The following is a 21,758-nucleotide window of genomic DNA, read 5'->3' on the forward strand; positions in this document are numbered from 1 at the left end:
TCTGGAAAGTGATGGCGCAACAGGGGGATAAATTGGGCGGGGAGGGCGCGCTGGACGTCGTCACGCTGGGGCGCGCCGGGATCGACCTGTACGGCGAACAGATCGGCGGACGGCTCGAGGATATGGCGAGCTTCGCCAAATATATCGGCGGCAGCCCGACGAACACCGCGATCGGCGCGGCGCGCCTCGGCCTTCGGACCGGCCTGATCACTCGCGTTGGTGCCGATCATTTCGGTCGGTTCATCGTCGAGGAGCTCGGGCGCGAGGGTGTCGTCACCGATGGCGTCAGCACCGACCCCGACCGGCTAACCGCGCTCGCCATCCTCGGCATCCGCGACCCTGACACATTTCCGCTGATCTTCTATCGCGAAAATTGCGCCGACATGGCGCTTTGCGCCGACGACATCGATCCCGGATTCATCGCTTCGGCGCGTGCGCTGCTCGTCAACGGCACCCATCTGTCGCAGCCGGGGGTGTTCGAGGCCAGCCTCAAGGCCGCGACGCTGATGAAACAGGGCGGCGGCCGCGTCATTTTCGACATCGACTATCGCCCCGTACTCTGGGGTCTCGCCGGAAAGGACAATGGCGCGGATCGTTTCGTCGCCGATCCGGGCGTCACCGAGGCGCTCCAGCGCATCCTGCCGCTTTGCGACCTGATCGTCGGCACCGAGGAAGAAATCCACATTCTCGGCGGGTCGACCGACACGCTGGCGGCGCTTCGCGCGGTCCGCGCGAAAAGTACCGCGCTCCTCGTTTGCAAGCGCGGTGCCGACGGTTGCGTGGCTTTCCCGGACGATATTCCGGGCGCGCTCGACGCCGGTGTCGTCGGCCGCGGCTTCCCGATTGAGGTGTTCAACGTGCTCGGCGCGGGCGATGCCTTCATGGCGGGGTTCCTGCGCGGGTGGCTGAAGAACATGCCGCTCGAAAAATGCTGCGAAATCGCCAATGCGTGCGGCGCGCTGGTCGTTTCGCGGCATGGATGCGCGCCGGCGATGGCGTCGTGGGACGAGTTGCAGCATTTTCTGGCCGGTCAATGGCCGCACCGCCTGCGCGAATGCGCCGAGCTCGAACAGCTGCACTGGTCGACCAACCGTAAGGGGAACCGCGCGGAACTGACCGTGCTCGCGATCGATCATCGCAGCCAGTTCGACGATCTGCTCGCCGAACTGGGCGAAGGCGACGAAGCGCGCATCCACCATTTCAAGAATTTGGCGCTCGAGGCGCTGCACCGGCTGGGCGAAGGCGATCCCTGCTATGGCGTGCTGCTCGACGGCCGTTTCGGCGCGCGCGCGCTCGAGGCGGCGGCCGATCACCCCTATTGGATCGGCCGGCCGATCGAAGTGCCCGGGTCGCGCCCGCTCCAGTTCGAAGGGACGCCCGATGTCGGCATGACCCTGCGCGACTGGCCGACCAACCATGTCGTCAAATGCCTCGTCTTCTATCACCCCGACGACGATGCGGACCTGCGCGCGCGGCAGGATCGTCAGATATTGCGGCTGTTCGACGCGTGCCGCCGAACCCGGCACGAATTCCTGCTCGAAATCATCGCCTCGAAGCACGGTCCGGTGAACAGCGGGACGATCGCGTCGGTGATCGATCATGTCTATTCGCTCGGCATCTATCCCGACTGGTGGAAGCTCGAACCCACCACCGACGCCGCTGCCTGGGCGGCGAGCGAGGCGGCGATCCTGCGTCACGACCCGCTCTGCCGCGGCATTGTCCTGCTCGGCCTGTCGGCGCCGCAGGACGAGGTGCTCGCGGGTATCGTCGCGGCGGCGCCCTTTCCGCTGGTCAAGGGGTTCGCCGTCGGCCGCACGATCTTTCACGATGTTGCGCAGCGATGGCTGACCGGTGCGATCGACGACGAAGCGGCGATCGCGGCGCTCGGCGAAAATCTCCGGATCCTCGCCGATGGCTGGCGCGAGGCGCGCCGTGCTAGGGTGGCGGCATGAGCGGACATATCAGATTGACGATGGCGCAGGCGCTGTCGCGCTGGCTCGCGGTGCAGCGGGTCGAGCTGGACGGCGTCGAGATGCCCTATTTCGCAGGGATATGGGCGATCTTCGGCCATGGCAATGTCGCCGGTATGGGCGAAGCGCTGGCCGGGCTGGAGGACGTTCTCCCGACTTTCCGCGGCCATAACGAGCAAGGCATGGCGCATGCCGCGATCGCCTTCGCCAAGGCGAGCCGCCGCCAGCGCGCGATGGCATGCACGACGTCGATCGGCCCCGGCGCGACCAATATGGTGACCGCGGCGGCGCTTGCGCACGTCAACCGGCTGCCGGTGCTGTTCCTGCCCGGCGATGTCTATGCGAGCCGCCGGCCCGATCCGGTGCTGCAACAGATCGAGGATTTCGCCGACGCGACGGTCAGCGCCAACGACTGTTTTCGCCCCGTATCGCGCCATTTCGACCGCATCACGCGGCCCGGGCAGATCCTCGACGCGCTGCCGCGCGCGATGGCGGTGCTCACCGACCCTGCGCTCTGCGGGCCGGTCACGCTCGCGCTCTGTCAGGACGTCCAGGCGGAGGCCTGTGACTATCCCGAAAGCTTCTTCGCGCCGCGCGTGTGGCGCCGGCGCCGCCCGCGTCCCGACCGCGCCGAACTGGCGAGGCTCGTCGAGGCGGTCCGCGCCGCGAAGGCGCCGCTGATCGTCGCGGGGGGCGGGCTGCTCTATTCCGAAGCCGAGGCGGTGCTGGCGGCTCTCGCCGCGCAAACCGGCATTCCGGTCGCCGAGACGCAGGCGGGGAAGGGGGCGCTGGCGTGGGATCATCCGCAGGCTCTCGGCAGCATCGGGGTCACGGGGACGAGCGCGGCAAACGCTGCCGCCGAAGCCGCCGACTTGATCATCGGCGTCGGCACCCGGCTGCAGGACTTCACCACCGGTTCGCGCACGCTGTTCGCCGGCAAGCGCCTGGTGCAAATCAATGTCGCGGCACCCGATGCCATCAAGCAGGGAGCCGAGGCGGTCGTCGGCGATGCACGCGAGACGCTCGAAGCCTTGGCCGCGGCTCTTGCCGGTTGGCATGTCGATGCGTCGTGGCGCGACGCGAACCGCGACGCGGTTGCCGAATGGAACAGCGCATGGGCCGCCGCGACCGCGCCCGGCAACGCGCTCCCGTCCGATGCGCAGGTGATCGGCGCAGTGTGGCGACAGGCGGACGAGGATGCCACTGTCGTCTGCGCCGCGGGCGGGCTGCCCGGCGAACTCCACAAGCTTTGGCGCTGCCATCGCCCCGGGGGCTATCATGTCGAATATGGCTTCTCGTGCATGGGGTATGAAGTGGCTGGCGGGCTCGGCGTCAAGATGGCCGACCCGGCGCGCGACGTCTATGTGATGGTCGGCGACGGCAGCTATCTGATGCTCAACTCGGAGCTTGCAACCTCGGTGATGCTTGGCCGCAAGATCACCGTCATCCTGCTCGACAACCGCGGCTATGGCTGCATCAACCGGCTCCAGCAGGGGACGGGGGGGCGGCCGTTCAACAATCTGCTCGCCGATACCGCGCACGATATATTGCCCGCCATCGATTTCGCCGCCCATGCGCGCAGCCTGGGGGCAACGGCGGAGAAGGTGAACGGCATCGCCGAACTCGATGCGGCACTCGTCCGCGCGAAGCAATCGGCCGGCACCTATGTGATCGTCATCGAGACCGATCCCGCGATCACGACCGCGGCGGGCGGCCACTGGTGGGACGTCGCGGTTCCCGAAGTGTCGACCCGCGCCGAGGTGCGGGCCGCGCGGCGCGACTATGAAACCCGAATCCACGGAGAGAGAAAATGACGATCCGCTGGGGCGTGAGCCCGATCGCCTGGTGCAACGACGATATGCACGAGCTGGGCGGCGACACGACGCTCGACGAACTGCTCGCCGACGTGCGCGGCATCGGTTTCGACGGCGTCGAGTTGGGCAATAAATTTCCGCGCGATCCCGAAGTGCTGGCGCCGGTCATGGCGAATTATGGACTCGACATCGTCGGCGGCTGGTATTCGTCGAACCTGCTCGTCCGCGACGCCGACGCAGAGATCGCGGCGCTCGCGCCGCATCTCGCGTTGCTCGAATATATGGACTCGAGCGTCTTCATCCTCGCCGAAACGTCGAACGCGGTCCATTGCGACCGTTATGGCGGCCGGCTCGACACCCACCCGATACTGCCCGCCGCCGACTGGAAGCAGTTTGGCGAACGGCTGAACAATGTGGCGCGCTTCGTGAACGATCGCGGGCTGCGCTTCGCCTATCACCATCATCTCGGCACGGTCGTCGAGACGAAGGACGAACTCGAACGCTTCTTCGACGCGACCGGCGATCATGTCGGGCTGGTGCTCGATACGGGGCACGCATTGTTCGGCGGGATCGAGCCGGTCGACATCATCAAGGCGCGCCCCGAGCGGGTCGCCCACGTCCATTGCAAGGATGTCCGCACTGCGAAATATGACGCATTCCGCGCGAACGGGACGAGCTTTCTGAACGGCGTCGTCGGCGGCATGTTCACCGCGCCGGGCGATGGCGATTATGATTATGCTCCGTTCATGCGCGCGCTTGCCGATATGGGCTATTCGGGCTGGATCGTGGTCGAGGCGGAGCAGGATCCGGCGATTGCAAACCCCCGCGAATATAGCCAGCTCGGGCTCGAAACGCTGAAGCGGCTGGCGCGCGCCGAGGCGCTGGTCTGATGTCGTTGCGCGTCCGTTCGCACACGCCGGCCGACGACGGCACCGTTCTTGACATCACACCCGAGAGCGCGGGCTGGAAATATGTCGGCTTCCGCGTGATCCGCCTCGCCGCCGGTGAGCGCTATAATGATGTCGAGGACGGGCGTGAGGCCTGTCTCGTGATCCTGACCGGCACGGCGTCGGTCGATGCGGGCGGCGAGCGGTTCGAGGGGATCGGCGGACGCAAGACCGTGTTCGACGGCGCGGCGACGTCGGTCTATGTGCCGGCCGGCCATCGCTATACGATCGAGGCATTGTCGGACGCCGAAATTGCGATCTGCACCGCACCGGGAACCGGCGCGGGCGAGGTGCGGCTGATCCGCTCGGACGCGGTCGAGGTGCGCGGGCAGGGCACGAACACGCGGCACGTCCGCAATATCCTGTCCGACATCGATGAAGCCGAAAGCCTGCTCGTCGTCGAGGTGATCACGCCGGGCGGACACTGGTCGAGCTATCCGCCGCACAAGCATGATCGCGATGCCTATCCCGACGAAACCTTCCTCGAGGAAACTTACTATCATCGCCTGTCGCCGCCGCAGGGTTTCGCTTTCCAGCGCGTCTATACCGACGAGCGCGATATCGACGAGACGATGGCGGTCGAGGACGGCGACGTCGTGATGGTGCCGCGCGGCTATCATCCCGTCGGCGCGCCGCATGGATATGACCTTTATTATCTGAACGTAATGGCAGGCCCCCGGCGCAATTGGGTATTCCGTAACGACCCCGCGCACGACTGGATCGTGCGCCAGTAAGGACACGCAATGAGACAGATTGACGCATTGATCGCCGGCGGCGGTTCCGGCACCCCTTCCGCGCGCCTGGGCGACATATTCAACCCCAGCACGGGTCAGGTTCAGGCCCGCGTTGGCTTCTCGAGCTCCGTCGATCTCGATCGCGCCGCCGCCGCCGCCCGGGCGGCACAGCCCGCCTGGGCGGCAACGAACCCGCAGCGCCGCGCCCGCGTGATGTTCCGCTTCAGGGAATTGCTCGAGGTCCATATGCAGGAGCTCGCCGAATTGCTGGCGAGCGAACATGGCAAGGTCGTCGCCGATGCGAAGGGCGATCTGCTGCGCGGGCTCGAGGTCATCGAATTTTCGTGCGGTATCGCGCACGCGCTGAAGGGCGAATATACGCAGGGCGCGGGTCCGGGCATCGACGTCTATTCGATGCGCCAGCCGATCGGGGTGGTCGCGGGGATCACGCCGTTCAATTTTCCGGCGATGATCCCGATGTGGATGTTCGGCCCCGCGATCGCGACCGGCAACGCCTTCATCCTCAAGCCGAGCGAGCGCGATCCATCGGTGCCGGTGCGGCTGGCCGAACTGATGCTGGAAGCCGGGCTGCCCGCAGGCATTTTGCAGGTTGTGCACGGCGACAAGGAAATGGTCGACGCAATCCTCGACCACCCCGACATCGGTGCGGTCAGCTTCGTCGGCTCGTCGGACATCGCGCATTATGTCTACAACCGCGGCGTCGCGAACGGCAAGCGCGTGCAGGCGATGGGCGGCGCGAAGAATCACGGTATCGTCATGCCCGACGCCGACCTCGACCAGGTCGTCAATGATTTGACCGGCGCGGCCTTCGGCTCGGCGGGCGAACGCTGCATGGCGCTGCCGGTCGTCGTCCCCGTCGGCGAAGACACCGCCAATCGCCTGCGCGAGAAGCTGATCCCGGCGATCGCCGCGCTGCGCGTCGGCGTATCGACCGATCCCGACGCGCACTACGGCCCGGTCGTGAACGCCGCGCACAAGGCGCGAGTCGAGGGTTGGATCCAGACCGGTGTCGACGAAGGCGCCGAACTCGTCGTCGATGGCCGCGGCCTCATTTTGCAAGGGCATGAGCAGGGCTTCTTCGTCGGGCCGACGCTGTTCGACCATGTGACGACCGGCATGCGTGCCTATCGCGAGGAAATCTTCGGCCCCGTGCTCCAGATCGTGCGTGCGCCCGACTTCGAGACCGCGCTCGAACTGCCCTCGAAGCACCAGTACGGCAACGGCGTCGCCATCTTCACGCGCAATGGCCACGCCGCGCGCGAATTCGCGGCGCGCGTCAATGTCGGCATGGTCGGCATCAACGTGCCGATCCCGGTTCCCGTCGCCTATCACAGCTTTGGCGGCTGGAAACGGTCCGGCTTCGGCGATCATAATCAATATGGGATGGAAGGCGTGCGCTTCTGGACCAAGGTCAAGACGGTCACCCAGCGCTGGCCCGATGGCGGCGCGGGGGACAGCGCCTTCATCATTCCGACGATGGCATGAAGGCAACGAAACAAATCTTCCATTTGAATTGAAAATGAAATAAATGGATTCGAGAGCGCGAACGACGCGCCGCTGCGGGAGAGGATCGATGCTCAAATATTTTGCGGCGGGACCCGAATTGCCGCTCAAGGAGGGGGGCGACGTCGACGACGTCTTCCGCCGGTATCGGATACGGATTATCGCCGCGATCACGCTCGCTTACGCCGTCAGCTACACATGCCGCCTCGCGATCAACGTCGTGAAGAAGCCGCTGATCGACCAGGGAATCTTCACTCCGCTCGAACTCGGAATGATCGGATCGGCGCTCTTCTATACTTATGCGGCGGGCAAGCTGATCAACGGCTTCGTGGCCGATCACAGCAATGTGAAACGGCTCTTCGCGATGGGCATGGCGCTGTCGGCCTTGTGCAACATCGCGATGGGCTTTTCGACGCTCTTCTGGGTCACGGTCATGCTGTGGGGGCTGAATGGCTGGTTCCAGAGCTATGGCGCCCCCTCGTGCGTCGTGGCGCTCGCCAGCTGGTTTTCGAACCGCGAACGTGGCCGTTATTACGGTATCTGGTCGACCGCACATTCGATCGGCGAAGGGCTGACCTTTGCGGTCGTTACGACGCTCGTCGCATTTGGCGGCTGGCGCTGGGGTTTCTGGGGACCGGGTGTCGCCACGATCGCGGCCGCGGTGGCCGCCTATTATGCGATGGCCGATCGTCCGCGCACGCTGGGTCTGCCGACCGTCGCCGACTGGCGGAACGATCATTATGCTCCGCCTGCCGAGGGAGCGCCCGAGCGCGGGGTCTTCGCGACGCAGCTTTCGATCCTTGCCATTCCGGCGGTCTGGATTCTGGCACTCGCGAGCGCCGCCAATTATGTAACGCGCTATGCGCTCAACAGCTGGGGCATCCTTTATCTGCAGGAAGCGCGCGGCTATTCGCTGGGCGAGGCGGGGGCGATGCTGACCGCGAGCACGCTGGCAGGGGTTGCGGGCGCGCTTGCCTTTGGTTTCGTCTCCGACAAATTCTTCGGCGCGCGCCGCCCGCCCGTCAATCTGCTGTTCGGTGTGGTCGAGATTATCGGACTGCTGATCTTCTTCTATGGCCCTGACGGCCACGCGTGGGTGCTGCTCGGCGTGATCCTGTTCGGGCTCGGCATGACCGGGCTCGTCACCTCGCTGGGCGGGCTGTTCGCGATCGACATTTGTCCAAAGCGCGTCGCCGGCGCCGCGCTCGGGATGGTTGGCGTCTTCAGCTATATCGGGGCGGCGATCCAGGAACAGGTGTCGGGCGCGCTGATCGACGCGAATATGCACATGGCGGGAACCACGCGCGTCTATGATTTCGAGCCGGCGATCTGGTTCTGGATCGGCTGTTCGGTCGTTGCGACATTGCTTGCGACGATGCTCTGGAACACCAAATTGCGCGACTGAAGGACAGGATGATGGAACGACGCAAGCTCCTCTGGGGAACGGGCGCACTTGCCCTGCTCGCCGCGCTGCCGCGCCGGCTCTACGCTGCCGCGATCGGCTATCCACGGCTGCTCGATGGGCCGATGATCGGGGCGACGACGCCGGACAGCTTTACGGTCTGGTCGCGTGCCAGCGGAGCGTTCGGGGTTGCCGTTGAATATGCGACGCGGTCAGATTTCAGCGATGCGAAGACGACCACGCCGATTGCCGCAACGCCGGACAATGATTTATGTACTGCGATCAAGGTGACGGGGCTTCGGCCCGACACCATATATCATTATCGCCTCAAGACCGACGGGATCGACGACCGGCATCTGCCGCTGCCGTTCCGCACCCGCACCGCGCCCGACCGGCCGCGCCCGATCCGTATCGCTTTCGGTTCGTGCGCGCGCGTTCAGCTTTACCCCGAACAGCCGGTGTTCGATGCGATCGCGGCGATGGAGCCCGACCTCTTCCTATGGCTCGGCGACAATATCTATGCCGACAGCGACAGCGAGACCGCCTATTCGGCGCTCTATTCGCGTCAGCGCAATGTGCCTGCGCTCGTTCCGCTGCTTCGTTCGGTGCCGCAGCTTGCGATCTGGGACGATCATGATTTCGGCCATAATGACTCGGACCGCCACAATGCCGTGAAGGCGATGACGCACCGGCTGTTCAGCCGCTGGTGGGCGAATCCCGCCGCCGGTCTGCCCGACACACCGGGAATTTTCTTCCGCCACAGCTTTGGCCCCATCGACATTTTCATGCTCGACGGGCGCTATCATCGCGACCCGCCGTCGGAGCCCGACCGCCCTGCAAAAACCATGCTCGGCGCGGGGCAGAAAGCGTGGCTCAAGCGCGAACTGAAGGCGTCGAAGGCGGCGTTCAAGATTCTCGCATCGGGCACCGGCTGGTCGCTCGCCGAAAAGGGCGGCGATAGCTGGGCGTCCTATCTCCACGAACGGAACGAAATTCTCGATTTTATCCGCGATGAACGGATCGGCGGCTGCCTCGGCATTTCGGGCGACGTCCATCAGGGCGAGGTCAATTGCGTGCCTTGGTCGGACAAGGGCGGTTATGATTTTTATGACCTCGTCAGTTCGGGGCTCGCGCAATATCTCGCGCCGAAATTCGTCGAACAGCATCCCGAGGTGCGGCTGCGCCAGCCATGGGTGCGCAGCGCGAATTTCGGACTGCTGGAATTTAGTTTCGATCCCGAACCGCGCGTCGAGCTCAGCATCCGCGACGTGATCGGGGCGCCCGCGTCGAGCGATCCCGTCGTCCTGCGCGCCGCCGATCTCGTCAATGGCCGGCAGAGCTGGCGGGCGGCGATCGATCCCGACGAACTTGTACGGCGCGAACGCGTCGAACGCGGCGGCAGCTATTATGGAGGCGAGTGACTTATGCGGTTCGAAATGGTCGCGCGGTTTCGCGGCGCGTTCGACCAGATGAGGCGCGCCCCGGCCGAAGGCGACGCCGGAAGGGTTGTTCGAGACCTGCGGGAACAGCCGGAATATATGGTACAAGCTGCGCCCTAACGGCGAAGCTGGCGGCGTTTCACCGGACGCTTGCTCTGAAGGGGGCGGGCGCCTGGTTCCCTACGGCGGCCGGCGGCCGACCGCTGAAGTCGTCACCTTGTTCTCGTCTAAACCCGCGCCAGCGCCGCCAGGAGATCGGCGTGAATCGCCGGCGTCGACGCCAGCACCGTCCCGTTCATCAGGTCGAGCCCATTGCCGCGCGTGTCGGTCACCACACCGCCGGCTTCGCGCACGATCGCGACGCCGGCTGCCATGTCCCATGCGCTGACGCTCTGTTCCCAATAGCCGTCATGGCGGCCGCAGGCGACCCACGCCATGTCAATCGCCCCGGCGCCGAGGCGGCGGATGCCCGACACGCGCGGGGTCAACCGCTCCATCTCGGCATAGAATAGGTGATGGTCCGGCTTGGTCGCGAACGGAATGCCGACACCCAGCACCGATTCCTCGATCGTCGTGCGGGCTGAAATCTTGATGCGTTTCTCGCCAAGCCAGGCGCCGCTTCCCGTCTCGGCCCAGAAAAGTTCATTCATGGCGGGAACATAGGTCACGCCCGCGAGGACATCGCCCTGTCTCGTGAGTGCGATGTTTACGGCGAACAAGGGGGATCCTGTCAGGAAGTTGGTCGTACCGTCGAGCGGATCGACCACCCACACATGGTCGGCGTCGCGGCCGCGCGTCAGCCCGCCTTCCTCGCCCAGGAAGCCGTAATCGGGGGCATGCGCCATCAGCCGCTCGCGGACGGCCGCCTCGGCCTTCAGATCGGCCTCGGTGAACATGTCGGCGGCGCCGGCCTTGCTGTGGATCGTGAGCGTGGCGATGCGCTCGCGGTCGGCGATCAGTCCTTCGCCCGCGGCGTGAGCGGCGGCGATCATGGCGGAAATAAGGGGTGACATGGTCATGGAATGAATATACGTTCTGTTCTACAATAAAGATAGAAAAAATATTCTGAAATGATATTCGGACGCGGTCACCCCCGCAGCCGCCGCTTTTGGCAACCGGCCTTGCCGGTCGCGATTTCGAATAGAGGGAGGGATTGAGTGAAAACGAGCTTGTTTGCAATTGCCGCCGTACTGGCCGGCATACCGGCTACGAATGCCGCCGCCCAGGGCAATGCCGCAATTCCATCCGTCGCCGCCTCGGCGGAAACACAGGCAACGCAGGGATCGGGTGCGGATGGCGCGGTCGTCGTCGCCGATCCCGGCGATACGTCGCGCTCGCTGATCCTCGCGGGTGCCGAATCGGCGGGGATCGACGTTTTCGACCTGAAGGGGCAGCGCGTCGCGACACACAGGGTCGGCAATATTCGCGGGCTCGACCTGCGCACGGACGCGCCGCCGGGCAGCGGGCCGCTGCTCGCGACGCTCGACGGCAAGGAGAATATCCCGAAATTCTTCCGTGTCGGTGCCGGCGGCGTTCCGACAGCGCTCGCCGCGTCGGGAGTCGAGCCCGGGATGACGATAGCCGGGCTTTGTTTGTCGCGCAGCCACCGCGACGGCACGCTCTATCTCTTCCTCGCCGGCGACAAGGGCGAGATCGAGCAATGGGGTCTGGCGCCCGATGCCGCGGGCGCATTGACCGGCCGCCTCGCGCGGCGCTGGTCGCTTGGATCGGAGGTCAAATATTGCGCGGCCGATGATCGCGGCTCGGTCTATTTCTCGCAGGAAGCGGTCGGCGTGTGGCGTTTCGCCGCCGAGCCCGAGGCAGAGATCCAGCCCGAGATCGTCGATATCGTGCGCCTGGGCCATATCACCGGCGAAGCGAAGGGCGTCGGTATCGCGGCCGACGGCCGGCTGCTCGTGTCCGATGCCACGGCGAACCGCCTGAACATCTATGATCCCGCCGACAATCACGCCTATCTCGGTTCGCTGACGTTGGCGGCTGGCGGCGACCGGGTCGAAGACGGGGGCAGCGTCACGGTAGCGGGGCCGATGGTGGTCGTTGCGGACGACGATAATTCGCCGGACCTTCCCAATTTCAAGATCGCAAGCTGGTCCGCACTGCTTGCCGCCGCGGGCTTGGCCGAGCGGCCGCCGGTGCCGGCACCCGAAACCATGCCGCTCGCCCGACCGTCAATCGAAACAGCGCCGGTGGAAACCGGCGGCGACGCGGCCGATGATCCAGCCATCTGGATCAACCCGGCCGAGCCCGCCCGGTCGGTCATCATTGCGACGCAGAAGAAGTCGGGCCTGTATGTCTATGGCCTCGACGGCAAGGTCATACAGTTCCTGCCGGATGGAAGGATGAACAATGTCGATCTGCGAAACGGTTTCCGGCTCGGCGGGCGCGACGTCACGCTGGTGACCGCCAGCAACCGCACGACGAAGGGCATAGCGATCTATGTGCTCGATCCGGCGACGCGCAAGCTGACCGATGTTGCCGACGGACTTCAGGCAACGGGCTTCGACGATCCTTATGGCCTGTGCATGTATCGCAGCGCGCGGACGAAGAAGAGTTATGTCTTCGTCAACCAGGCCGACGGGCAGATGCGCCAGTGGGAATTGGTGGCAACTGCGGCGGGCAAGGTCCGTACAAAGCGGGTGCGCGATCTGCCGTTTGCGACGCAAGTCGAAGGCTGCGTCGCCGACGATGCGACCGGGATGCTTTATACCGGCGAGGAAGATGCCGGCATTTGGCGCGAGGGCGCTGAGCCGCGCGGCGGCCCCGCCCGCACAATGCTTGCCGCCATCGCCGGCAACCCGGCGCTGAAGGACGATATCGAGGGGATAGGCCTTTATGCGAAAGCCGACGGCACCGGTTATCTGGTCGCATCGAGCCAGGGCAATGACAGCTATGCCGTCTTCCGCCGCGAGGGCGACAATGCCTATGTAGGCTCGTTCCGCGTTGGTGCCGACATGGCTGCCGGGATCGACGGTGTGTCCGAAACCGACGGCCTCGACGTCACCAGCCTGGCGGGCTCGGGCTTCCCCGATGGCCTGATGGTCGCGCAGGATGGCCGCAATGTTTCACCGCCCGAAAATCAGAACTTCAAGCTGGTGTCGTGGACGCGCATTGCCGAAGCCTTGGGGCTGGGTGCTGCAAAGTGATACCGCGCAGCGCGTCCAGGCGGCTCGCAGCCGCGGCGGCGCCTCCCTGTTGGGCAAGCGGCCGGTAGCAACCGGCGGTGAGCGCGCACAGCAGCGCGCTCACCGGCTTGGCTTGGTATGGCGTCAAAGCGTCCGGCCGGCCTGAACCGTCGGCGGGGCGTTCGTTCACGGTGCCAAGTCAGAAAGACTAGCCTAGAGTCCCACGGGCCACCCGTCTCCGGTCCAGCCAAGCGGTTGAATGCGCAGCGTCGGCCGGCCCTTTTGCTGCACGTCATACGCGTGGTAGACGATATATGTTCGCCCCTTTTCATCGAGGACCGCGGGATGGCCGGGGCCCGCGAAGCGCCCGCTTTCATCGAGTTTGGCGTGGAGAACCAGAAAGCCGCCGCCATCCATCATGTCCTTGCCATCGCGGTCCAGATAGGGGCCGGTCGGTGACCTGGAACGGCCGACAACGGTGTAATAGCTGCTCTTGGCTCCGCGGCAGCAGAAGTCGAACGAGACGAAGAGATAATAATAGTCGCCCCGGCGGATCACGAACGGCGCTTCCACGGCGCCCGGATTGCGCCGCCGGGCTAGCGAGTGGATCGTGCCGTCCTCTGCCGAGCGCAGGCCGGTGGCGGGATCGAGGCGCACCATCTTGATCCCGGTCCAGAAGCTGCCGAATGCCATCCACTGCCGGCCTTCGCCGTCGTTGAAGACATTCGGGTCGATGGCGTTGAAATCGTCGCCGCTGTCGGAGCGCATCACCGCCCCCTTGTCGGTCCAGACGGGATTCGCGAGCGAGGGCGTGGTGACGAGGCCGATCGCGGAACGGTTCCGCCCGAAAGTCGAGATCGAATAATAAAGCCGGTACTCGTCGCCGGTTTTCGAGATATCCGGAGCCCAGATACCCGCCGTCCTGGGCACTGCCGCTCGCGCCCATTCCGGCATCGTCGCGAACACCGGTTCGACGCGCGTCCAGCTTACCAGATCCCTGGACGTGCGGACATGGATCAGTCCTTTGCCCTCGCTCTCCTGGCTGGTGGAAAAGAGATAATAGGTGTCGCCCTGTTTGATGATCGCGGGATCGTGGACCGGTCCGATGTCGCCGGCCATGCGTTCGTTCAGGCGCGGCCGCGAAGCCGGATCGGCCTGCGATGCTCCTTCGCCGCCGGACGCGATGGCGAGAAGCACCGGAAAGAGAAAGCCCGCGAACCTCGGCATGGGACACTCCTACGCGAAACAGCCCGAACCTTTGCGCGATCGCGGACGGGCAGGGGCAAATGCCACGCCCGTCCGCGCCGGATCAGAAGCGAAACCGGACGCCCGCGCCAAAGGTCCGGTCATACTGGCGCGTGTCGCGCGGTGTTGCCGCATAGCCGCCGAAAGAATCCTGATAGGTTTCGTTGAGCAGGTTGGTGGCATCGATCGAGATCGTGATTTCGGGCGTCACGTCGTAGCTTGCCGAGAAATCGAGGAAAGCCAGCGGCGAGACCTCGACCAAGCCCCCCGGAATATTGCCGGCATAGGAGTCGACAAATTTGCTCCGCCAATTGTAGGCGAGGCGGGCTGAGAAGCCGTATTTCTCGTAAATCGCAACGAGATTGTACGAATATTTCGAGACCGGTGTGATGCGTTGCATCGTAGTGGGCTGGCCGGCGACCGGCGGTGCTTCCACTTTGCCGTCGGCATAGGTGAAGTTCGCCTGCACGCCGAGGCCGCTCAGCGGTCCGGGCAGGAAATCGAAGAATTGCTGATAGGCGAGTTCGATACCCTTGAGCGAGCCTTCGTCGGTATTGCGCGGCCGTGAAACCTGGTAGGTCTGAAGTGCCCCGCCCGGACCGGTCGGGAAGAGCTCCACTTCGGAATAGGTCTGAATATAGCCGTCGAGCTTGCGGTAGAATGCGGAGAGCGTCAGCGAACCCGTCCGGTTGAAATACCATTCGATCGCGCCGTCGAGATTCTGCGTCTTGATCGATCGCAGGTCCGGGTTGCCGCCGCTGCCGGCACCATAGGTCGAGGAGTTGCCCGTTGCACCCAGCGGAGCGATGTTCGTTGCGGGGTTCAGCTGTGCGAACTCGGGCGCCGTGACCGACTTGCCCGCGACCAGGCGCAGGATGAGGTCATCGGTAGGGCGAAACTTCAATGTTGCGCTAGGCAGGAAGTTCAGCTCGTCACGATTGCCGACTATTGGCGTAACGACGCCGTTACTCACCAGCGTCGCGCCAAGGCGCGTATCGTTGCTTACCACGCGCGCACCAATCAGAAGTTCGAGCGGCAGTCCGGCATCGGCGAAGTCGAACTGGCTCTGGGCATAGACGGCGAAGTTTTTCTCGACCAGATCGAAGTGAAGCGTGGGCGCAAAGCCCGGCGTCCCGGCGGGCCTGCCTGCAATCCCGCGAAGTGTGTCGATATTTTCCCTGATCCAGGCGGTGCTCGGCAGCGCGAACCCGTCCACGCCGACCCGGCCTCCCAGAATGTCCGTCGGACCCGCATTCCCGAATCCGGGGTAGGCGGTGCCCGCGCCGCTAAGTCCGAAGCGGTTCTCGCCGGTGCCGTCGGAGGTGCCTTCGCGCCGGGCAAGCCGGACGCCGACGGCAAAATTCTTCACCACGCTGGAATCGACGTCGAAGTGGATGTCCCCGCGCCACGCCCATTGTTCGCTCACCGCGAGATTGTTCTGGTCGAACAGCGCGAAGAGGTTGAGGTTCGCTGTGTCGGTCAGATCATAGGGAGTGCCCGAAGCGGTGAATGCCTGGATGTTGGGCGTACCATTCGCATCGAATGAATAATCGATGCGCGGGACGATGAAATTGGCATCGACGATATAGGAGGTGCTGGCGACACGGCTGTGATTGTAGGCAAGCTCGGTGCTGATCAGCGCCGGACCCGCATTCAACTTCATCCCTGCGGCGCCCTGATAGCCGTCGGTTTTCTGACGGAACGCCTGCTTGCTCGTAATCGTGAAATTATCGAGGGTGGTAACCGCACTGGCGACCGGGCGCTCCGCGCCAATCGACGGAATGACCACGCCTTCCGGCTGCAGGGTCACTGCGGCCACGTTGCCGGCCTTGGGCAGGCCGACGAAGAAGTTCACGCTATAATCGTTGCGATAGCCGGTGAAAAGACCATCGGCATAGATCTCCAGGTCCGGTGTCGGCTTCCACTGGAGCGAGGCGTTGATTGCGGGCCGTGTGCGATCGCCATCGGTCACCAAGGCACCGACAGTATCCGGAATCAGGACATCCTGTCCGCCCGTCGCGGCATTGCTGAACTGATTGAAGCCGAAGTTGAAGGCGGTTTGATCGCGGTAACGGCGTTTGTTGTACGATGCGCCGATGAGGACACCGAACTCCTGCCCTCCGTCAGTTTCCCAGCGCCCGCTGACCAGGCCACTGCCAATGTAGCTCCACTGCTCGCGCTTGTCGCTGTAGAGCGCGCGCACGCTACCGGCGACGGTCACACCGGGGTCGAAATCGAGCGGACGACGCAGATGGATGTCGATGCGGCCGGCGACACCGCCCTCGATCAGCTCGGGTGTCGCGGTCTTGTACACATCGACGCGGGAAACGAGCTCCGCCGGGATGTCCTGCAGTGCGACACCGCGTCCCGTGCCGGTAAATATTTCGCGACCGTTGATATAGGATGTCACATTTGGCAGTCCGCGGATCAGCACCGTGCCGGCTTCGCCCGCCCCGCGCTGGACCTGGATGCCGGTCACGCGCTGCAGCGCGTCGGACACCGTGTTGTCAGGCAATTTGCCAATATCTTCGGCGACGATCGCGTCGACGATCTGCGTCGATTCCTTGCGCACATTGAGCGCGCCGAGCATCGAGGCGCGCACGCCGGTGACGATGATATCCTCTTCCGCCTGCGTGGCGGCGCCGGGCTCGGCCGCTTCCTGCGCGCGAGCGACGCCCGACAGGCTCAAGGCCAGAATGGATGCGGTGCAGAATGCAATCGATCGAAACGCCATCGTCAAAACCCTCCCAGATAAGGCTGGCCCATACCATGCCCACCATGCTTTGGGCTCGATATTTGTCGGAGTTAATAATTGCAAGCGGAATCTGCAATCCCGCCAAAAGCCGTCCTGATAGGTAGCATTTGGGCAACACCATGCGGGAACGGCCCCCGTTTCCTAATGTTTTGTCAGAGTTTATGAATCGGGCTCAGGCGACCGTCCAGATCGCCGCCGCCTCCGCCGCTGGCGCGAGGCGAAGCGCCTCCCCGGCGACCGCCATCGCCCGGCCGGGATAGGCTCGCGAGACGAAGCGCACGCGATCGCCCGCACCGCCATCGACGCGCTCGAAGACGTCGGCGTTGGGCAGCGCGGCGGGCGCGTCCTGCGGCGCGATTCCGATCGAACCATCGGGGCGGGCGGCGAGGCGGTGGCCGGGCATCAGGATCGGCGAGAGGTGGATGCCGCCGCCTGCGGCCGGCGCGGCGCGGAACTGCGTCGCCGCGAGCGGTGCGGTCCCCACGAAGGCGCGGCCGCCTTCGTGGGCGAGCCACGCGCCGGGATGCACGAGCGGCGCGAAGCGATCGGGAAGCGGGCCGTTGCCGACCGGGACGCCGAAATCGGGCGCACCCTCCGCGTCATAATAGAGGCGCTGGATGCGCGTGTGGCGGTCGGGGTTGAACAGCGGGTCGCCTTCGATCGCTTCATAGTCGCGGCCATGATAGACGAGGATATCGCGGCCCTGCTCGTCAACGGTGAAGCTGTTGTGGCCGGGGCCGTAGACCGAGGTTTCGGGACAGGTCGTAAATACGGGGGCGGGCGACTTCGTCCAGGCGTGCGGGTCCATCAGGTCGGCGTCCTCGTCGATGGTCAGCAGGCCGAGGCAATAGCGCGCGTCGGTCGCGCTGGCCGAATAGGTCATGAACAGCCGGCCGTTGCGGTGAAGCACGGCGGGCGCCTCGTTGACCTTGAAACCGCGGATTTCCCAGTCGAGCGTCGGCACCGTCAGCCGCGCGGGCTTTGCCGCCAGCGTCAGCGGCGTCGCGAGCGGGGCGATATAGAGGTTGGAATTGGTTTCGATCCCTGGTTCGCGCTGCGCCCAGGCGAAATAGCGCGTGCCGCGATGCGAGAAGACCGTCGAATCGAGATTGAAGCTGTCCCATGGCGTCTCGAACTGGCCGAGCACCGACCATTGGCCCGTCATCGGGTCGGGGCCGTCGCAGACGACGGCATAGGTGCGGATGCGGAACACATCCTCGCCGCCGCCGCTGGGTCCCGCTGCGAAATAGACGATCCAGCGGCCGTCGATCAGGTGAAGTTCGGGCGCCCAGATGAAGCCCGACATCGGGCCGCTGGCCTGATGCCGCCACAGCACGACCTCCTCGGCCGCGGAAAGCCCGGCGAGCGTGCGCGAGCGGCGCAGGACCAGCCGGTCATATTCGGGCACCGATCCGGTCATGTAATAATAGCCATCGTCGTGCCGGAAAACCTGCGCGTCGGCGCGCTGACGGACGAGCGGGTTGGCCGGACCGGCAGCGGCGGGCGGGGGCGCGGCGTTCAGGGCCGACCGTCCGGCGGGGGTGCAGGCGATCGGCAGCAGGGCGGCGGTGGCGGCGAAGGCGCGGCGCGAAAGATAGTGGGTCATGACGGTCCTCTCTTGAAGATTGCGGGTCGCTGTTCGGTTCGGGCGGGTCAATATTCGGCAACGGGCCAGCCGTCCGCGCCCCAGCGGACAGGGGCGAGGCGCAGCGTCGGTGCGCCGTTCGCCTGCTTGTCATAGGCGTGCCAGACGACATAGGTGGTGCCGTCGCGGTCGGTGAAGGCGCCGGCATGGCCCGGCCCGCGAAAGCGCTCCTGTTCCTGAAGGTCGGCGCGCAGGAAGATCGTGCCGCCGCCCTCCATCAGCTTGCTGCCGTCCTTGCCGAGGTAGGGGCCGGTGATGTCCTGCGCGCGGCCGACGACGGTGTAATAGGTGCTGTTCACCCCCTTGCAGCAATAATCATAGGACAGCAGGAGATAATAGAAGCCGCCGTGCGGGATGATGAAGGGCGCCTCGACCGGGGCGGGGCCGCCCGCGGGGGCGGGGCGGCGCGCGATCGAATAGGGCGTTGTGCCCGGCGCCGGCTTGCCGCTTTCGGGGTCGAGCGCGAACAGCTTGATCCCGCTCCAGAAGCTGCCCAGCGCCAGCCAGTGCCGCCCCTGCCGGTCGATGACGAAATTCGGGTCGATCGCGTTGAAATCGTCGGCGGGGGTCGACATGACCACCAGCCCACGGTCCTTCCAGCCATAGTTCTTTGCCTTCGGATCGAGCGTCGGACTGGTCGCGAGCCCGATCGCCGAGCGGTTGGAGCCGAAAGTGGAGACCGAATAATAAAGCCGATATTCGCCATCGACGAACGCGATGTCGGGCGCCCACAGGCCGGTCGCGCCGGGAATGGCCTCGCTCGCCCAGGCGGGGATCGCGGGCAGCACCGGCCCGGCGCTGGTCCAGTGCCGCAGATCCTTCGACGTCTTCGCCGCGATCCGGTCCCCGGTGGCGAAGACATGATAGGTGTCGCCCTCGCGGATGATCACCGGATCGTGCGTCGGGGCCAGATCGCCCGAAAGCCTGGCGCTCATCGCGGCTGCGGGTTCGGGCGGTTCGGCCCGTCCTTCCGCCACGGCGAGTGCGGACAGCGCGAGGCCGGCGATTGCGACATTGCGCAAGAAAGTAGTTTTCATGGCCATCTGAGCCCTATTTCGCTTTCGTTGCGCGCCGTCGCCGGCCTATTCGGAGAAGGCCTTGAATTCGACAAGGCGGATGGAATGCCCAGGGGACGGGGTCATGCGGACGCGCAGCCGTGAGGCGGGCCGCGCTGGCCAGGTGAAGGGCGTGACGCCGTTGGCTACCGGCTTTGCCGTCGCCAGCACCTGCCAGCGGCCGTCCTGCCAGGCTTCGATCCGCGCGCTGACGGGGGCGGCGAAGCGCGTTGCATCGTCGAAGAAGGCGAGTTCCGCGCTGCCGAGAAGGATCGACCGGCCGAAATCGACCGAATACCACGGCTGACGGGCCGACGGCGGGGCATCCCAGCCGTTCGGCAACTCGGGGAAAAACCAGACCCGCCCGTCGATCGCGTCGTGCAGTTTTTCGGGCTGCTCGTTGCCCGACCCGCTCGCCTTGGGAAACTGCCCGCGCACGATCTGGACGGCGTGGTTCACCGGGCGTCCGATCACGGGATTGGCTGCCCGCGAGACCGGCACCGTCAGTCGCCCCAAGGATCCGCGCCGCGCGGCTTCGCGGCCGTCGACCTCGACCGCCAGCCCGGCGCCCCGGCCATAGCGGCTGCCGTCGGCGTCCCACGTCACTGCGATGCGGCGGCCGTGATAGGGGATATTTTCCGCCCGGAACCAGGCGAGCGCTTCGCGGTCGCCTGGTTCCGGCAGCAGCGGGTTGACCTCGAGAATATCGTCGGCACGCGGCCTGATGCCGACCAGGCCGGTCATGATCAGATCGATATAGCCCGAGTGGAAATAATGGTGGCTGCGGTCGAGCCCGACAATCGGCTCGCCCGTCTCGGGGTGATAATCTTCTTCGAGGTCGAGACGGCCGCCCTGATAATGCAGCGCGCCATATTGGCGCAGCAGGCGCATATAGACACTGCGCGTGACGGGTCCCCTGTGGTCGTAATGATCGAGCAGATTCGCCATCGCGGTCAGCACCTGCGTCGTCTGATAGGGCCAGACAGGGCCGTTCCACTGGCACTCGGGCGCGTCGCCCAGATAGCGATACTGGCGCATATAATGTTCATAACCCGCCTCGACGGTGCGCATTCCGGCGCGGCCGGCGAGCGAGGCGGGGTCGAGCAGATGCTTCCACGCGCTCGCGTAGCGCCCTTCATCCGGGACGAGATCGAACATCCACGGCAGATATCCCACCAGCTCGCGGGCGCGGATCGGTTCCCAATATTTCACATGGTCGTTGTTCACGCGATACCGATCGGTGAAGTGGGCGAATCCGGCATTCCACAAGCCCGCCACCATTCGGTCGCGCAGCGCGTCGGCGCGCGCCGCATATCGCCGCGAAAGGGCCGTGTCGCCCGCCAACGCCGCGATGCGCGCGATCGCCCGGGCGTTGGCGGCCATATAGCTGTTGATCGACGGACGGAAGGAATCGCCGCCGGTGAAGCCGTCCTTGCCGCCCGATGCGTCGATCGACGAAACGGTATATTCGGTCGCGTCGAGCAATGGCTCGATAAAGTAAAGACCCTTTGAAAAGTCGAATTTCTCGTCCCAAAGGCCGTAGACATGCTGCATGACCGGCAGATGCCGGATCGCCGCTTCGCGATCGCCATCGACGAGGTAGCGGCCCCATACCGAATCGGCCATATGGTCGCTGAAATGGCGGTCGTTGCCGCCGGTGTACATGAAACGGATATAGTCGTCGGTGAATCGCCGGTCGTTCAGCCAGCGCCCTTCGGCGATATGAAAGCCGCTGGCGTCGTTCAGGCTGGCATAGGGTTCGCGCTGCCACGAAACATCGTCCGCGAATTCGGTGGTGATGAAGCCCGCTTCGCCGAGATCGCGCTGATGCGCGCGAAAGATCGACCAGCGATAATAATAGACCGCGTCGATTCCGGAGTCCGCCGATTCGAAAAAGGGGATGCGATCCTCATACCATGGAGCGTCGTTGCCGAAATGGGTGCGGGCGATTTGATGACGGTCGATGGCCTGGGCGGCGGCCGGCCGCGCCGCGCCGAGGGCGACGAACAGGGCGGCGGCGGCCACCGTCCCTGTCCACCCGCGCCCCGGCCCGCGGGGCGGACGGATTGCGCGGCCGGCGATTGC

The 21,758-nt window shown here is 65.2% G+C and carries 14 protein-coding genes; 8 read left to right on the forward strand and 6 right to left on the reverse strand.

The genetic code is table 11. The features are described from left to right. Nucleotides 1-11: 11 nt before the first annotated feature. From VJ811_RS18100 to VJ811_RS18130, 7 genes are all read left to right on the forward strand, one after another. Nucleotides 12-1,952, forward strand: a complete 1,941-nt coding sequence (locus VJ811_RS18100) for a bifunctional 5-dehydro-2-deoxygluconokinase/5-dehydro-2-deoxyphosphogluconate aldolase (protein WP_324074955.1) — start codon at nt 12-14, stop codon at nt 1,950-1,952. Further along, complete coding sequence (gene iolD, locus VJ811_RS18105) at nt 1,949-3,784, forward strand: 3D-(3,5/4)-trihydroxycyclohexane-1,2-dione acylhydrolase (decyclizing) (RefSeq protein ID WP_324074957.1); 1,836 nt, start codon at nt 1,949-1,951, stop codon at nt 3,782-3,784. The genes VJ811_RS18100 and iolD overlap by 4 nt, the downstream gene beginning before the upstream one ends. Further along, the gene (iolE, locus tag VJ811_RS18110) at nt 3,781-4,674 is read left to right on the forward strand and encodes a myo-inosose-2 dehydratase (protein WP_324074960.1); all 894 of its coding nucleotides are present in this window, start codon (nt 3,781-3,783) and stop codon (nt 4,672-4,674) included. Before iolD ends, iolE begins: the two co-directional genes overlap by 4 nt. Beyond that, nucleotides 4,674-5,465 carry a 5-deoxy-glucuronate isomerase gene (gene iolB / locus VJ811_RS18115; RefSeq protein ID WP_324074962.1) on the forward strand — a complete coding sequence of 264 codons (792 nt, stop codon included), beginning with the start codon at nt 4,674-4,676 and terminating at the stop codon, nt 5,463-5,465. Before iolE ends, iolB begins: the two co-directional genes overlap by 1 nt. Nucleotides 5,466-5,474: 9 nt before the next feature. Continuing rightward, entirely contained in the window at nt 5,475-6,971 is a 1,497-nt protein-coding gene (locus VJ811_RS18120) for a CoA-acylating methylmalonate-semialdehyde dehydrogenase (RefSeq protein WP_324074964.1), read from the forward strand. 88 nt (nt 6,972-7,059) lie between these two features. After that, nucleotides 7,060-8,394, forward strand: coding sequence for an MFS transporter (locus VJ811_RS18125; protein WP_324074966.1), 1,335 nt, complete (start codon nt 7,060-7,062; stop codon nt 8,392-8,394). Nucleotides 8,395-8,405: 11 nt separating this feature from the next. Further along, the gene (locus tag VJ811_RS18130) at nt 8,406-9,812 is read left to right on the forward strand and encodes an alkaline phosphatase D family protein (RefSeq protein ID WP_324074968.1); all 1,407 of its coding nucleotides are present in this window, start codon (nt 8,406-8,408) and stop codon (nt 9,810-9,812) included. 245 nt (nt 9,813-10,057) lie between these two features. Here VJ811_RS18130 and VJ811_RS18135 read toward each other — a convergent pair whose 3' ends face one another. After that, nucleotides 10,058-10,849: an inositol monophosphatase family protein gene (locus VJ811_RS18135; RefSeq protein WP_324074970.1), complete on the reverse strand. Its 792-nt coding sequence runs from the start codon at nt 10,847-10,849 to the stop codon at nt 10,058-10,060. A gap of 138 nt (nt 10,850-10,987) precedes the next feature. Here VJ811_RS18135 and VJ811_RS18140 point away from each other — a divergent pair, with 138 nt between their 5' ends. Further along, entirely contained in the window at nt 10,988-12,994 is a 2,007-nt protein-coding gene (locus VJ811_RS18140) for a phytase (RefSeq protein WP_324074972.1), read from the forward strand. A 192-nt stretch (nt 12,995-13,186) separates the two neighbouring features. Here VJ811_RS18140 and VJ811_RS18145 read toward each other — a convergent pair whose 3' ends face one another. The 5 genes from VJ811_RS18145 to VJ811_RS18165 all read right to left on the reverse strand — a co-directional run bounded on the left by VJ811_RS18145 (nt 13,187) and on the right by VJ811_RS18165 (nt 21,698). Further along, nucleotides 13,187-14,200: an arabinan endo-1,5-alpha-L-arabinosidase gene (locus VJ811_RS18145; RefSeq protein ID WP_324074974.1), complete on the reverse strand. Its 1,014-nt coding sequence runs from the start codon at nt 14,198-14,200 to the stop codon at nt 13,187-13,189. A gap of 82 nt (nt 14,201-14,282) precedes the next feature. Beyond that, nucleotides 14,283-16,952 (reverse strand): TonB-dependent receptor, encoded by a 2,670-nt coding sequence (locus tag VJ811_RS18150; protein WP_324074976.1) that lies wholly within the window; start codon nt 16,950-16,952, stop codon nt 14,283-14,285. A gap of 193 nt (nt 16,953-17,145) precedes the next feature. Further along, a complete protein-coding gene (locus VJ811_RS18155) occupies nt 17,146-18,579 on the reverse strand; it encodes a glycoside hydrolase family 43 protein (protein ID WP_324074978.1) in 1,434 nt (477 codons plus the stop codon). 47 nt (nt 18,580-18,626) lie between these two features. After that, the gene (locus tag VJ811_RS18160; protein ID WP_324074980.1) at nt 18,627-19,655 is read right to left on the reverse strand and encodes an arabinan endo-1,5-alpha-L-arabinosidase; all 1,029 of its coding nucleotides are present in this window, start codon (nt 19,653-19,655) and stop codon (nt 18,627-18,629) included. 45 nt (nt 19,656-19,700) lie between these two features. Continuing rightward, nucleotides 19,701-21,698 carry an MGH1-like glycoside hydrolase domain-containing protein gene (locus VJ811_RS18165; RefSeq protein WP_324074982.1) on the reverse strand — a complete coding sequence of 666 codons (1,998 nt, stop codon included), beginning with the start codon at nt 21,696-21,698 and terminating at the stop codon, nt 19,701-19,703. Nucleotides 21,699-21,758 lie beyond the last annotated feature (60 nt).

The sequence above is a fragment of the Sphingopyxis sp. genome (assembly GCF_035250425.1).
In the GTDB taxonomy this organism is placed as follows: Bacteria; Pseudomonadota; Alphaproteobacteria; order Sphingomonadales; family Sphingomonadaceae; genus Sphingopyxis.

Bases quoted from the DNA above. Each gene is read 5' to 3' on its own strand.
- VJ811_RS18100 (WP_324074955.1), top strand. From the start codon at position 12: ATGGCGCAACAGGGGGATAAATTGGGCGGGGAGGGCGCGCTGGACGTC.
- iolD (WP_324074957.1), top strand. From the start codon at position 1,949: ATGAGCGGACATATCAGATTGACGATGGCGCAGGCGCTGTCGCGCTGG.
- iolE (WP_324074960.1), top strand. From the start codon at position 3,781: ATGACGATCCGCTGGGGCGTGAGCCCGATCGCCTGGTGCAACGACGAT.
- iolB (WP_324074962.1), top strand. From the start codon at position 4,674: ATGTCGTTGCGCGTCCGTTCGCACACGCCGGCCGACGACGGCACCGTT.
- VJ811_RS18120 (WP_324074964.1), top strand. From the start codon at position 5,475: ATGAGACAGATTGACGCATTGATCGCCGGCGGCGGTTCCGGCACCCCT.
- VJ811_RS18125 (WP_324074966.1), top strand. From the start codon at position 7,060: ATGCTCAAATATTTTGCGGCGGGACCCGAATTGCCGCTCAAGGAGGGG.
- VJ811_RS18130 (WP_324074968.1), top strand. From the start codon at position 8,406: ATGGAACGACGCAAGCTCCTCTGGGGAACGGGCGCACTTGCCCTGCTC.
- VJ811_RS18135 (WP_324074970.1), bottom strand. From the start codon at position 10,849: ATGACCATGTCACCCCTTATTTCCGCCATGATCGCCGCCGCTCACGCC.
- VJ811_RS18145 (WP_324074974.1), bottom strand. From the start codon at position 14,200: ATGCCGAGGTTCGCGGGCTTTCTCTTTCCGGTGCTTCTCGCCATCGCG.
- VJ811_RS18150 (WP_324074976.1), bottom strand. From the start codon at position 16,952: ATGGCGTTTCGATCGATTGCATTCTGCACCGCATCCATTCTGGCCTTG.
- VJ811_RS18155 (WP_324074978.1), bottom strand. From the start codon at position 18,579: ATGACCCACTATCTTTCGCGCCGCGCCTTCGCCGCCACCGCCGCCCTG.
- VJ811_RS18160 (WP_324074980.1), bottom strand. From the start codon at position 19,655: ATGAAAACTACTTTCTTGCGCAATGTCGCAATCGCCGGCCTCGCGCTG.